Origin of the sequence: Paenibacillus sp. MCAF9 (assembly GCF_052114265.1) — a bacterium.
Taxonomy (GTDB): Bacteria; Bacillota; Bacilli; order Paenibacillales; family Paenibacillaceae; genus Pristimantibacillus.
Genome location: NZ_JBFREL010000017.1, coordinates 30,780 through 43,733, shown reverse-complemented (window position 1 = coordinate 43,733; position 12,954 = coordinate 30,780). Strand labels below are relative to the sequence as shown.

The 12,954-nt window shown below is 41.0% G+C and carries 12 protein-coding genes; 9 read left to right on the top strand and 3 right to left on the bottom strand.

The window, feature by feature from the left end:
* Nucleotides 1-6: 6 nt before the first annotated feature.
* Both AB4Z45_RS22030 and AB4Z45_RS22025 read left to right on the top strand, forming a co-directional pair.
* Complete coding sequence (locus AB4Z45_RS22030; protein ID WP_441911566.1) at nt 7-975, top strand: proline dehydrogenase family protein; 969 nt, start codon at nt 7-9, stop codon at nt 973-975.
* Nucleotides 976-1,226: 251 nt separating this feature from the next.
* Nucleotides 1,227-3,098, top strand: coding sequence for a flagellin N-terminal helical domain-containing protein (locus AB4Z45_RS22025; protein ID WP_441911564.1), 1,872 nt, complete (start codon nt 1,227-1,229; stop codon nt 3,096-3,098).
* Nucleotides 3,099-3,205: 107 nt separating this feature from the next.
* On the opposite strand, the gene AB4Z45_RS22020 is transcribed toward AB4Z45_RS22025, so the two are convergent.
* Nucleotides 3,206-3,538 carry a response regulator transcription factor gene (locus AB4Z45_RS22020; protein ID WP_441911563.1) on the bottom strand — a complete coding sequence of 111 codons (333 nt, stop codon included), beginning with the start codon at nt 3,536-3,538 and terminating at the stop codon, nt 3,206-3,208.
* Between the two features lie 335 nt (nt 3,539-3,873).
* On the opposite strand from AB4Z45_RS22020, the gene AB4Z45_RS22015 reads away from it, so the two are divergent.
* Together AB4Z45_RS22015 and AB4Z45_RS22010 are read left to right on the top strand one after the other, a co-directional pair.
* Nucleotides 3,874-5,022, top strand: a complete 1,149-nt coding sequence (locus tag AB4Z45_RS22015; RefSeq protein ID WP_441911561.1) for a sensor histidine kinase — start codon at nt 3,874-3,876, stop codon at nt 5,020-5,022.
* Between the two features lie 15 nt (nt 5,023-5,037).
* Nucleotides 5,038-5,748 (top strand): response regulator transcription factor, encoded by a 711-nt coding sequence (locus tag AB4Z45_RS22010; RefSeq protein WP_441911560.1) that lies wholly within the window; start codon nt 5,038-5,040, stop codon nt 5,746-5,748.
* A gap of 97 nt (nt 5,749-5,845) precedes the next feature.
* On the opposite strand, the gene AB4Z45_RS22005 is transcribed toward AB4Z45_RS22010, so the two are convergent.
* A complete protein-coding gene (locus AB4Z45_RS22005; RefSeq protein WP_441911559.1) occupies nt 5,846-6,172 on the bottom strand; it encodes an antibiotic biosynthesis monooxygenase family protein in 327 nt (108 codons plus the stop codon).
* Between the two features lie 159 nt (nt 6,173-6,331).
* Between AB4Z45_RS22005 and AB4Z45_RS22000 the strand changes: the two genes are divergently transcribed.
* Complete coding sequence (locus AB4Z45_RS22000) at nt 6,332-6,820, top strand: hypothetical protein (protein ID WP_441911557.1); 489 nt, start codon at nt 6,332-6,334, stop codon at nt 6,818-6,820.
* Between the two features lie 235 nt (nt 6,821-7,055).
* Complete coding sequence (locus AB4Z45_RS21995; RefSeq protein ID WP_441911555.1) at nt 7,056-8,450, top strand: alanine/glycine:cation symporter family protein; 1,395 nt, start codon at nt 7,056-7,058, stop codon at nt 8,448-8,450.
* Nucleotides 8,451-8,550: 100 nt separating this feature from the next.
* On the opposite strand, the gene AB4Z45_RS21990 is transcribed toward AB4Z45_RS21995, so the two are convergent.
* Nucleotides 8,551-9,165, bottom strand: a complete 615-nt coding sequence (locus tag AB4Z45_RS21990) for a methyltransferase domain-containing protein (RefSeq protein ID WP_441911553.1) — start codon at nt 9,163-9,165, stop codon at nt 8,551-8,553.
* Between the two features lie 271 nt (nt 9,166-9,436).
* Between AB4Z45_RS21990 and AB4Z45_RS21985 the strand changes: the two genes are divergently transcribed.
* The 3 genes from AB4Z45_RS21985 (at nt 9,437) to glgD (ending at nt 12,933) form a co-directional block, all read left to right on the top strand.
* Nucleotides 9,437-10,252, top strand: coding sequence for an alkaline phosphatase family protein (locus AB4Z45_RS21985; RefSeq protein WP_441911551.1), 816 nt, complete (start codon nt 9,437-9,439; stop codon nt 10,250-10,252).
* Nucleotides 10,253-10,660: 408 nt separating this feature from the next.
* Entirely contained in the window at nt 10,661-11,809 is a 1,149-nt protein-coding gene (locus AB4Z45_RS21980) for a glucose-1-phosphate adenylyltransferase (protein ID WP_441911550.1), read from the top strand.
* An 11-nt stretch (nt 11,810-11,820) separates the two neighbouring features.
* On the top strand, nt 11,821-12,933 hold the full coding sequence (gene glgD, locus AB4Z45_RS21975) for a glucose-1-phosphate adenylyltransferase subunit GlgD (protein WP_076269534.1): 1,113 nt from the start codon (nt 11,821-11,823) through the stop codon (nt 12,931-12,933).
* Nucleotides 12,934-12,954: the final 21 nt, after the last annotated feature.

Genomic DNA, 12,954 nt, shown 5'->3' with positions numbered 1-12,954 from the left:
ACCATTATGCATAACAGATCAGACTTAGAAAAACAATTTACAGCTGCGCTCAAATCTATCGCTCGTCGTCCTGACCTAAAGTCATATGTGGAGCAAACGCCACAGCTGAACCAAATGCTGCGAGGTGCTGCTGCGCGGTATGTAACGGGTGAAGCAAGGCAAGATGGAGTTGAAGCAGCAAGCGAGCTTTCCGCCAAAGGATACGCGGTATCACTCGAGTATATCGGCGAGAATACTGCTGATGTCGCTAAATGTGAGGCAGCAGTTACAGAAATGTTGGCGCTCATCCATGAAGCTCGGCAAAATGAGCTCTCCGCACGAGTATCATTTGATCTATCACATATAGGGCTCTCGCTGGATACGGAGCTTGCTTATTCGAATCTTATGAATTTAGCTGGGCAGGCGCAGAAAGCTGGCGTTGAACTATTCATTAGTATGGAAGAGTCCTCAAAGACAGACAGAATACTGACTATATTTGAGCAAGTTGCTTCTATTTATCCGAATGTCGGCATTACGTTACAGGCGCATTTGAAAAGAACACCACAGGATCTGGCAGCTATATCCTCACCTAGCCGTATCCGCATCGTCAAAGGCGCGTATCAAGAATCCAGTGAATACTCGTTACCTCGTTCTCCTGCGCTAAATGATCGTTATGTTGAACTTGCTCAGAGCGCGCTCCGCCAAGGACATCGTGTATCGATCGCTACCCATGATGAGTCTATTATTGAACAACTTCTTAATCAAGGAGTGGGATCAAGCTCTAATGCTGAGTTTGAAATGCTGTATGGCATTCGTCCAGATTTGAGCAGCAAGCTGAAAGCAGCAGGACATCCGATCAGGATTTATCTTACTTATGGACATGAATGGTATTTGTACTTGTGCCACCGCATTGCGGAGTACCCGCCGAATCTTTTTCAAGCTGTCATAGATACGGTAAGCCATGAGGGAGTCAAGCCTGTGCAGTCGTATGAGTGAAGGAACTTAGTGGTGTGATGCTTTCAAGAGAGAGCAACTATAAAAATGATCGTAAAACGCTTGAATTTTCGAGCGTTTTTTTGTTTTTTTGCTTATTTATAGAAAAATGAGCATCTAAGCAAATTTATTTTATTGTTTGGGAGGTTTTGGGTACATTGGTCTAGAATTGTAGTTATAAGTAGTTCCGAAGTCTATGTTTTAACCGTAAATTAATTAAACTTCCAATTGAAAAATGAACTGGAGAAGTCATAATGATAATTAATAATAATCCATCTGCAATTAATGCTCATAATAGTTTAAAGAAAAATAATATTCAAACGTCTAAAGCAACGGAAAAGCTGTCTTCGGGTCTTCGCATTAATCGTGCAGCTAATGATGCAGCAGGACTAGCCATTTCAGAGAAGATGAGAGCTCAAATCAGAGGGTTAGATCAAGCACATAAAAACGTTCAAAATGGGATATCACTTATTCAGACTGCTGAAAGCGGATACCAGGAAATAACGGATATTATTCAACGACAAAGAGAATTGATTATTCAAGGTATGAATGACACGAATACGTTTGAAGACAAGCAGAAAATTGACCAAGAAATTCAACAGCTTAAAGAAGAAATAAATAAAATTGCTACCCAAACGGAATTCAATACCATTAATCTTTTGGGACGAGATGACTTTCAAATATTAGCCGACCGTTCAAGTCATACGATTAAAGTAAATACATCTGGACCGTTTCCTCCAACGACTATAATTAATGAACGGACAACATCCTTTTTTCCTATTGGTATGACTGAGGTTCCCGTAACCGCTCAATCTTCGAATACAAATACAACGATCGGTAACGTTAACAATTTTAGCGCTTCAGTCACACCTATTACTTCACCTGATGGACGTGAGGGGTATAACAATTATGAAAAAAATGAACATATCCATACAGAGACAACAACTACAGGTACCTATTATTATGGAAGAGAACTAGTCAGCGATCCTAGATATAAAGAGCTTGATATTAAGCATTTCTCTATTAATAATGTGTTTTTTCAGACTGAGCTTATTCCAAGTGGAACTACAGCCGGACAGTATCCCGATTTTGGCGGATTTGAAGATCGGTTCATAACTGTTGAAATAGACGGTATCTCTCATACTCTTGATAACTTTACTTTAACGAGCTCGGCTATAACCTCGAGTGCGATTACAGCCGTTTATGAAAAAGATGGTATTGAAATCGAAAAGATTATGTCGACGGACGGGTCGTCTTTTAAAGCAGAGTTTAAAATTAAAAATAATTCCGGTGTAGATGATAAACAAATCAAATTTAGTGCTGGTTTTAAGCCGGAATACAACGGAACATATAACATTTCGTCCTCCAGCGGAGTTCCCACAGGCGTTACTGCTGATCAAACGGAGATACCGAATTCAGGGACTGTGTTTGAACTATCAAACGATCTTGTGAATTACGATTTTTCGTTCTTGAATGGCGGAAGCTACGTTAAGCCTAATACATTAACAACGGGAAGCGATATTTTGCAATCGTCAAGCTCTGGCCCCAATGTTATTACTCCATCATGGGAAACGACGGATCTTGATGATGGCGCTGTTTTGGAATTTGGCATTGTGCTAAATCATTTTAATTTTAAGAAAGATGTTTACCTCGTAACGTATAAAACGACAAGTCAAATTGATTCTATTATTGAAACAGTTACTACTGATATAAAGGATGTAGACTATATTCCTCCTCGACTTGATATTCAAATCGGGGCAAATGAAAATCAAACGATGATTATTCCCCTTTTCAATGTGAAGCTGGAAGGATTGGGTATTGCCAATATGTCTATTTTACCGCCGGCCATACCTAGTGAATCGCTAGCTCAAGCAGATCATGCCATAACAAGAGTTACAAACTATAGAACGATTTATGGAGCATTGCAAAATCGTTTAGAACACACAGCGAACAACATAGGAAATTATGCTGAAAATTTAACCGCATCAGAATCACGAATACGTGATGCTGATATGGCAAAAGAGATGATGGATTTAACCAAATCGCGTATTCTGAATCAAACAGCACAAGCTATGCTTGCTCAGGCTAATCAGAATCCACAGGCAATTTTACATTTGTTCCAGTAACACGAAACCTACCTTTATGGTAGGTTTTTCATGTTGTTAGGGCATCTGAATTTTCGCTATTGGTTGTTGTGGAGTTAAATGGCTGCCGCATGGCAGGAGGATTGCTTTTAAGAGGATAAGGCATGGAAGAGCAGCAGTGAAAATAGTTTTCGCATGGATCGAGCGCCAATTTTGTTCATTAGATTTGATAGATGATTTTTGACCGTCTTTTCACTGATCACGCATTTTTCGGAGATCTCGCGATTAGTAAAACCATAAACAACGGAAAGGATGAGAATTTCTGATTCACGCTGTGTCAGCCGATAACGAGCTGCAAAGCTTTGCATAACAAAATCTAACCTTCGAATTAGAAAATCGCTAACATCTTCATTTTCTATATCGTACATATTTTTAAATATCGCTTCATGTGACGGTTTCTTCACTTCATAGGAGAGTTTCACTGTTTATGCTTACCTTCTAGCATTAAGCGGATGGAGAAAAACACACTTAAAATGAGAAGCAAACAACCGATTGCGTTCCATACGATCAAAAGCATTTCTACAAGTCTCCCTTGAACTTTTTTACTCTCACCTGCAGAAAAAAACATGGCCACTCCTAATTGTTTATCCAACTTTTCTCATTATAGATAATACGAAAGGCTTATTCTAGATGAAGAAGATCATTAGAAAATCGCTTTTTCGTCATTTTTCGACTGCTTTTGCCTCGAACATATGACTTAAGTCATGTTTATGATAAAATAAATGGTAAATCTATCATCCCACTCGGGGGCAATACTATGGATGTACAATTAAATAACAAATTGACTCACATATTGTTCATCATTGTGATAGGAGCGACGGTTTGCTTATTGTTACATACGAGCAAGCTATCTGCTTTACTTTTATTGCTGGTATGTACGTATATAACGATCGTCTTCATTCGAAATTACATCCTAAAGATTAACCTAGAAGGATGGATAGGCATATTGAGCTTATCTATTCAATTAATCTTGGCATCTGTTATATCAATAGGGTCGGACAGCTTTTTTGCACAAATTTATATTTTAATTCTCGTTGGAGAATTTAGCTTTTATCACAGCAGAAACCTTTCGATTATCTTTACTACGATGAGCTATCTCAGTTTTGTACTAGGACTTTTGGTTTATCGCCAATTCCCGCCCTTTAAAGAAATAGCTTATATGTTGCCTCGTATCATCGACTACTTTGCAATTTTTGGGATAAGCCTCCTTGCAAAAATTGCTTTTCAGCAAAAAAATCAGCTGGCCAAAGACAATGAACAGCTGCGAATCGCATCCATTGAGTTAGCAAAGAAAACACAATTACAAGAGCGGACTAGAATATCCCGTGAAATTCATGATTCAGTCGGACACACGTTGACATCAGCGTTAGCCGGCCTGCAAACAGCAGCACATGCGATTGAGAAAAACAATTTTGCGATTGCAAAAGATATGATCAATAGAACGAAAGAATATATTCACAATGGTTTGGATGATGTGCGAAGCTCGGTACAGCTGCTGCATGAACATGTTCTAGATCAACCTTTTATACCTGAGCTTATTAAGCTGATCGATGAAACGAAGAGACAAACTCAGGTGGAAATTACATGCGAGATTGATGCAGCATTGCCTGAACTGCTGCCAATAGTCGAAATAACGATTTATCGGGCATTGCAAGAAGGCCTTACTAATGGAATTCGGCATGGTTGCAGTACCCATTTTGAGTTTTCGCTAACTCATCGTGATGGGCAGATCCGGTTTATTTTATCCAATAATGGAAAAGTTCCTTCGCAATTTGTTCATGGTTTTGGTTTGAAAGCGATGAATGAGAGAGTAAAGGAAATTGGCGGAGAATTAACGATTTTGAACGAGCGTGCTGCCGTTGGTGTAGCACTAGACATAAGCATACCTATTCAGACGAAACGATAGAGCGGAGGGAGCAAATTGTCTAAAAGAACGATTGTGATAGCAGACGATCAGCCCTTAATTCGCGATGGTTTGGCAGCTATTTTAAGTATGGAGGAAGAATATTTAGTTGCAGCTACAACGGGTGATGGGTTGGCAACGATAGCGCAAGTACGATTGCACCGTCCTGAGCTGGTTTTGATGGACATCCATATGCCGAAGTTGGATGGTTTGGAAGCAACAAAACGAATCAAAACGGAGTTTCCCGATACGAAAGTGCTCGTTCTGACAACGTTCGAGGATGAAGAATACATATGGGAAGCGATTCGGCATGGAGCTAACGGTTTTTTAGTTAAAGGGGTTGAGACTAAGAAGCTTCTCTCTACGATTCAGGATTGTTTAGAAGGAAGAATCAATTATCCCAGTCGCATTCAGAAACGTCTTGTACAGGCTATTAACTTTCCAGAACAGCATGAACAAGGATCACCAAAAGAAATTTCCGAGCCTTATTCAATCGAGCAGCCTGATGACGTGCTGAATGGTCTTTCTGCACAGGAACGAAATATTGTAATGCAATTGAAACTAGGGAAGTCGAATCAAGCTATTGCTTCTGAATTGTTTTTAACGACGGGTACAGTAAAAAATTATTTGAGTGCAATTTACAAAAAACTGAAGGTTTCCAGCCGAACGGAAGCAATCGCATATCTTCATCATTCTTCGGGAACATCATCACCCCCGAGTTCTACCTAGTCGATTGCCGAAAAAGCTGATTTTGGGATAACTCGAAATCAGCTTTTTTTGCGTAGTCGTACGAAGTATATTATGATGCGGCGCCATGCTTATTTGTTTAGTTTTTTTCGAAACCATAATCCCGTTCGACCTTGCAAACTCTTGTTTTGTAGCTGCTATACCAATCCGCTATTCCTTGTTGCTGTGCGACCAAATGCCGTTCATTTTGTTTCCATTTTTGTATCGCTTCAAGAGAATCCCAATAAGAAACGGTAATGCCTAGCCCTTCTCTTGCACTTTCTACACCAAGATACCCTGGCTGAACAGATGCAAGCTTTACCATTTCATCCGCCATTTCTTTATATTGGTTCTCAATAGTGGTTCGTTCTGATGTAAAGATAACTGCATAATAAGGCGGTTGTGGCGTTTTCGCAATTTCACTCATGATTTGCCTCCTTGAATTTTTTCATCTTAAATCAACAGGACTGGAACAATTTCAACCTATTTCTCGTCATGATTTACATATAAAGTGTAATTTCTAAAATATAGATTAAAGCTTTGTGTAACGTTGTCACCATTACTTTTTACTATAGGAGTGAGTAAATTGTTAAAAAAGAAAGCTCAGCTCGTGTTTGCGATGGGATGTTTTGCTGTAGTCAGCAGCTTTGTTATGCGGGCTAATTGGGACAATAGTGAAGTTGCAGCGGCGGAACAACGTAAAGAAAATAATTATACAGTTGTTCTCTCTGAAAATAAACAACAGAATGAACATAAACAAAAAGAGTTGGCAAGCAAACTGGCACAGGCACAAGAAGAAATGAACCCGACAAGTTCTCGTGAACTGTTTGATAGCCATCTTGCAGGGTATAAAGACTTATATGTGATTGAAAGTACCGCATACAATAAAAAGAAAGACTCAACGGACCCGTTAATTCAAAAAGTACTGCATGAGTTAGAGGAGAAGGGGAAGTTGATCGCACATTTCGAAAAAGCAGCTGAGGGAACGGAATCTGGAGAAGAACTGCTTAAGAGCTTTATTGAAGCAACTAATCAATTGAACCGTGAATTGTATCCAGAAAGATATAATAAGTGATCCGCTGCGTTAATAAAGCAATATTTCTAATATGTGTATTTTGAAAAACATATCGATTGTGCTATCATAGTCTCTTCCGAATATTAGAATGATGTTAGTAAAAGGTTACATATTTCCTACACAGATGAGTATTCGAGCAATCACATCAATAGATGAAATTACATTGTTATTAATTCCTTGCCTTGGGAAGTATAACGATGAACGGATTCTTAGAACGACATCGAGAGGGAAACAAATGGAGCAAATGATTCAAGATTTAATTGGTATTGTGAATGAATTTTTATGGTCGAAGCTGTTGATTGTTATGCTTATTGCAATTGGCCTTTACTTCACTCTGCGGTCAAATGTACTGCAATTGCGTATGTTAAAGGAAATGTTCCGTCTGCTGTTTGAGTCTACAAGCGGTCCGCGCGGCAGCATTTCACCATTTCAGGCGTTTTGCATTAGTATGGCAGCTCGCGTAGGAACAGGGAATATTACCGGAATCGCTATCGCGATTGCGTTAGGTGGACCAGGGGCTGTGTTCTGGATGTGGATCATCGCCATCATTGGTTCAGCCTCGAGTTTTGTAGAAAGTACGCTTGCTCAGGTTTACAAGATTAAGGACGGAGAGAGCTTCCGCGGGGGCCCCGCTTATTATATGCAAGCGGGTTTAAAAAAGCGGTGGATGGGTGCCTTATTTGCGATCTTAATTACGTTGTCCTTCGGGCTCGTATTTAATGCTGTGCAGTCGAACACGATTACGATTGCTTTTGAGAACTCTTTTGGCACCAATCGACTGGCAGTGGGATTGATTATGACAGCGATATTTGCTGTTATCATTATTGGCGGTGTTAAGCGGATCGCCAAGCTATCCGAATATATTGTGGTTGTGCTGGCGGTTTTGTATATTGGGGTTGCTCTTACGATTGTTGTGATAAATATTGCAGATATGCCAGCTGTGCTTGCTTTAATTGTAAAAAATGCGTTTGGAATAGAACAAGTAGCCGGCGGATCACTTGGCGCAGCGCTTATGCATGGCGTAAAACGGGGGTTATTTTCTAACGAAGCAGGGATGGGCAGTGCACCCAATGCTGCAGCTACCGCAACGACCAGCCATCCGGCGAAGCAAGGCTTGATCCAAGCGCTTGGTGTTCTGTTTGACACCTTAGTCATTTGTACGAGTACAGCATTTATTATTTTGCTGTCAGGCGTGTATGAACAGCAGGGACTAGGCGGAATTGAACTCACGCAAGCAGCTCTGAGCGTACATATGGGTTCATGGGCATCGGGCTTCCTAGCGATCATGGTTTTTCTGTTCGCGTTCAGCACATTGATGGGCAATTATTATTATGGGGAAACGAATATTGAGTTTCTCAACACCAGTAAGGTCTGGTTATGGTTGTACCGCATTTGTGTGCTGGCGATGGTCATTTTCGGGTCGGTTGCCAAAGTGCAGCTTGTCTGGGATTTAGCCGATTTGTTCATGGGACTGATGGTGGTGGTCAATCTCATCGCCATTACTCTTTTATCACGAATCGCCTTTGATGTACTGCGGAATTATATGCAGCAGAAGAAGGCAGGGCGTGATCCGCAATTTGTGAAGAGCAGTGTCAAAGGCTTGGAAGACGTGGAATGCTGGGATGACTGAGACCCGCAAATGATGCACAAAGATAAATAAAAGGAGTGTCCTACAGGTCAGAAGTAATGACTTGTAGGGCACTCCTTTTTGTATTTATGGTCATCATGAATCACTTTTCTCTTTGCAATATGATGAAGCTCGCAGATGATAAATGCTTATGTTTTTGTTCGATAATACGCTCAACTTTGTAGTTGCTATAGGCTTTCAAATAATTTAGAATATCCCGATCTCGAATCGTCGGCACGACGTTTGGCTCGTCGGCGCTTGTAATTCGTGTATATAAAATGACATACTCCGCCTCACATGAGAAAATGTCGTTTAACGTTTTGTTGAAATCATGGTCATCCGTAATATGGTAAAGAACGTCTAAACAAACGACGAGCTCGCATGTTAGATAACCATGGTTAACGAAGTGTCGAGGGTTGTAGGCGAGAAAGCTTTTGGAGCGATCACCGGCAAATCTTTGCGCGCAAATATCGATGGAGGAGTTGGCTACGTCCAAACCTAAATACTGTTCATAGCTCATTAACGATATTTGGTTTCCATCCCCGCATCCGAATTCGATTACCTTTTGAATCCCGTGTTCGCTTATAAAAGAATTAATTACCTCCGCTTTAAAGTCCGCCAGCACACCGTAAGAGCCGCTGCCTGATGTGCCGCCTTGGGAGTAATTGTTGTCCCAATACGTTTTATAGTCAAATGGCGTCTTTTGTTCTTCGGTCATGTTGATTATTAGCCTCCTTTTATTTCATCCATTTGCTTGGCATCCACCATTATATGTATAACAGCTTTTAAGTGAACCGAAGCCAAGTCCTTATCATAGAAACCAACAAAATACTCTAAAAAATAATAAGGATAACAACTAAAAATATGTTTTTAGTTGTTATTAGTTGTTTTTATGTTGACTTCGTAAAGGTTGGTGAGTATGATAAGCATGGAAAGCATGAGTCGGATTGGGGCAGCACTTAATTCATATAGTAGAGGAGAAATGATGAATGGAGAAAATAGCACGGGTGTTCATTATAGGCTGGGATGGAGCAGGGAATTTTGTGAAAGATGCGCATACCCCTCATTTGGATCGATTAATTCGTACAGGTACATTCACATTTGACGCTCAAACGGTCTCACCAACGATTAGTGCGCAATGCTGGGGATCGCTTCTTCACGGAGTAGGCCCTGAAAAACATGGTCTTACGAATGATATCGCCAGTGAACATACGTTTCCCGAGCAATCGCAATATCCTTCGATTTTCCGAATTGTAAGGGATAGTATTCCAGATGCCAAAATGGCGGCGTTCAGCGTCTGGAATCCAATTAATGATGGCATTATCGAATCGACAATCGATGTGCATAAAGTATCGATGAATGACCGTGAGCTTTCGCTTGCGGCTGCTGAATATATTAAGGGGAATCCCGATGTGTTGCTGATGTTTATCGGCTTAGACTTGCCCGATGGAGCGGGGCACCAGCATGGATTCAATACAGCTGAACAGCTGCTTGCCATAGAAGAGACGGATGAAAGTACAGGAATCATATTACAAGCCATTGAAGAGACGGGACTTCTGAGGGACAGCTTGATTATTGTCGTTTCCGATCATGGGGGCGGCGGAGAGCAGGCTTATCAGCATGGCAGCGATCACCCACTGGACAAAACGATCTTCTGGGGCTGTGCTGGCCCTGGAATTAAACATAATGCCACTCTTCAAGGTGAGCTCATGATTACAGATACGGCGGCAGTTGTTCTCCACGCACTAGAGCTGAATGCAAGAAGCTGGGATGCCAAGCTGCCTGAAGGCCTTTTTAATCCTTGATCTTTTTTATTCAAAAGCTGAGGTTAACAAAAAACAGCGCGTCCTTAACTAAGGAACGAGCTGTTTTTTTGAGGACATAGATAAATCACTACTAAATTCGTAATAAAAGATGAGCTATTTTCGCTAAAATAGGTGGCTTTGCGAGTGAATTTGACAACATAAACAGGGGCATACAATATGCACATTAGTACTGCGAAAATTGCAAAAATAAGTCATTTAAAATAATAATTAACTGCTGTTGACTTCCTTCTAACGAGGAGGTAATATAATTTTTACAACATTGTATACGCTTACATTTTAAATAAATTTGTGAATACATATAGTAATGAGGAGGTGTGTTTATAATTATCAGAAAATTCAAAAAACGTTTTGAAGTATCCAATTTTTTAACGATGGGGAGTGGGCCGAATGCAAAAAAAAGAATGTGTAGCGATGCTGCTTGCAGGCGGTGAAGGAAAAAGATTAAGCCATCTCACGTCTAAGCTAGCAAAGCCAGCTGTGCCTTTCGGCGGCAAGTATCGGATCATCGATTTCACGTTAAGCAATTGCAGCAACTCAGGTATTCATACGGTTGGGGTACTGACTCAGTATCAACCGATGGTACTGAACTCTTACATAGGAATAGGCAGCTCATGGGATTTGGATCGAAAAAATGGCGGGGTTACCGTGCTTCCTCCATTTATGGAGCAACGAGGCGGCAGCTGGTATAAAGGGACGGCGCATGCGATCTATCAAAATATTCATTATCTCGAACAATATGATCCTGAATATGTTTTAGTTATTTCCGGTGATCACGTATACAAAATGGATTACTCCCTCATGCTCGAGCAGCACAAGGCAAGGAAAGCGGATGCTACGATCGCCGTAATTGAAGTCCCATTACATGAAGCAAGCCGATTCGGCATTATGGATGTGGATCATGAAGACCGAATTATTGAATTTGAGGAAAAACCGAAGCTGCCCAAAAATAATCTCGCCTCCATGGGCATATATATTTTTACTTGGGATGTATTAAAAAAGAAATTAATTGCAGATGCGCAGGACCCTGGATCAAGCAATGACTTTGGCAAAGACATTATTCCATCGATGCTCTACAGCAGCCATTCTATTTTTGCCTATCGTTTTAGCGGCTATTGGAAGGATGTTGGAACCGTTGAAAGTCTATGGGAAGCACATATGGACCTTCTTCTTGAAAATCCACCGTTTACGCTTCATGACGCGAAGTGGCGAATTTATGCTAAAAATCCTAACAAGCCTCCTCATCATATCGCATCTACCGGCAAAGTGACAGGCTCCTTAGTGAATGAAGGATGTATGGTTTTTGGGGAAGTCGATCATTCCGTACTCTTTTACGGTGTTCAAGTTGGGGAAGGCAGCCTCATCAAAGACTCGGTCATTATGCCGGACGCAAAAATTGGGAACAATGTCACGATTCATAAAGCGATCATCGGCTCGGGCACTGTCATTCAAGATGGCGCGATTGTAGGAAGCGCGGGTGATGCGGCTGAAATTACTCTAATCGGTGAAAACATGGTCATTTCTTCTCAATTGATATAGGAGTGAATGCGATGAATAATGTTCTTGGCGTCATCAATCTCAGCATCAACCAGCCGCTCTTGCATGAACTGACCTACTCAAGAGCGACTGCGACGGTACCTTTCGGCGGCAGATATCGATTGATTGATTTTGTATTATCGAATATGGTGAATTCCGGAATTAACAATGTGGCAGTACTCGCTCATAACAATTACCGTTCCATCATTGACCATTTGGGCTCTGGGAAAGAGTGGGATTTGGATCGGAAATACAGAGGATTGTTTATTTTGCCCCCTAACAATAGCAATGTTCCCGGCTTTAACGGCGATTTGCAAAATTTTTACGGTTCTCTCGAATATTTTGCCCGCAGCACGGAGGAGTACGTCATCGTTTCAAGCAGTCATATGATTTGCAATATCAACTATACGGAAGCTGTAGAGAATCATAAGCGCACAAATGCAGATATTACCGTCATCTACAAGGAAATGGACGTTGATCGTGACGATTTCTCTAACCTCATTACGCTTGACTTGGCTCAGGATGGGCGAGTCGTCCGTATGACAGAAAATCGCCAGAACAAGGAAAGCAACAAAGCCTATATGCGGATGATCATCATTAAGAAAGAGCTGCTTATTAATCTGGTCAAAAAAAGCGTGAATCAAAACTACTATGACCTTGTCCGGCATGTCATTATTCGAAATCTGAACGAGTTAAAAGTGTATGGCTACGAATATAAAGGATATTTGGCCGTCATTAATTCCGTTCAAAATTATTTTAAGCACAGCAAAGAGCTGTTGAATCCTGAGGTATGGAAATCTCTATTTTACGAGCCGGGTGTTATTTACACCAAAATCAAGGATGAACCGCCTGCAAGATACGCGAGTAGTGCAGTCGTTAAAAATTCACAGGTGGCTAATGGTTGTATTATTGAGGGAACTGTGGAAAACAGTATCTTATTCCGAGGCGTTCGAATCGGGAAAGGGGCCGTTGTTCGAAATAGTATCGTGATGCAGAAATGTGTGATTGATGAGGATTCTAGCCTTGATCACGTTATTCTCGATAAAGAGGTACATGTCACGCGGGGAAATAAGCTGGCAGGAGAGGAAATGTCACCTACCGTTTTCTCAAAGAAAAGCATAATTTAAAGCATTCAGCGACCGCTTCTC

Bases quoted from the DNA above. Each gene is read 5' to 3' on its own strand.
- AB4Z45_RS22030 (WP_441911566.1), top strand. From the start codon at position 7: ATGCATAACAGATCAGACTTAGAAAAACAATTTACAGCTGCGCTCAAA.
- AB4Z45_RS22025 (WP_441911564.1), top strand. From the start codon at position 1,227: ATGATAATTAATAATAATCCATCTGCAATTAATGCTCATAATAGTTTA.
- AB4Z45_RS22015 (WP_441911561.1), top strand. From the start codon at position 3,874: ATGGATGTACAATTAAATAACAAATTGACTCACATATTGTTCATCATT.
- AB4Z45_RS22005 (WP_441911559.1), bottom strand. From the start codon at position 6,172: ATGAGTGAAATTGCGAAAACGCCACAACCGCCTTATTATGCAGTTATC.
- AB4Z45_RS21995 (WP_441911555.1), top strand. From the start codon at position 7,056: ATGGAGCAAATGATTCAAGATTTAATTGGTATTGTGAATGAATTTTTA.
- AB4Z45_RS21990 (WP_441911553.1), bottom strand. From the start codon at position 9,165: ATGACCGAAGAACAAAAGACGCCATTTGACTATAAAACGTATTGGGAC.
- AB4Z45_RS21985 (WP_441911551.1), top strand. From the start codon at position 9,437: ATGGAGAAAATAGCACGGGTGTTCATTATAGGCTGGGATGGAGCAGGG.
- AB4Z45_RS21980 (WP_441911550.1), top strand. From the start codon at position 10,661: ATGCAAAAAAAAGAATGTGTAGCGATGCTGCTTGCAGGCGGTGAAGGA.
- glgD (WP_076269534.1), top strand. From the start codon at position 11,821: ATGAATAATGTTCTTGGCGTCATCAATCTCAGCATCAACCAGCCGCTC.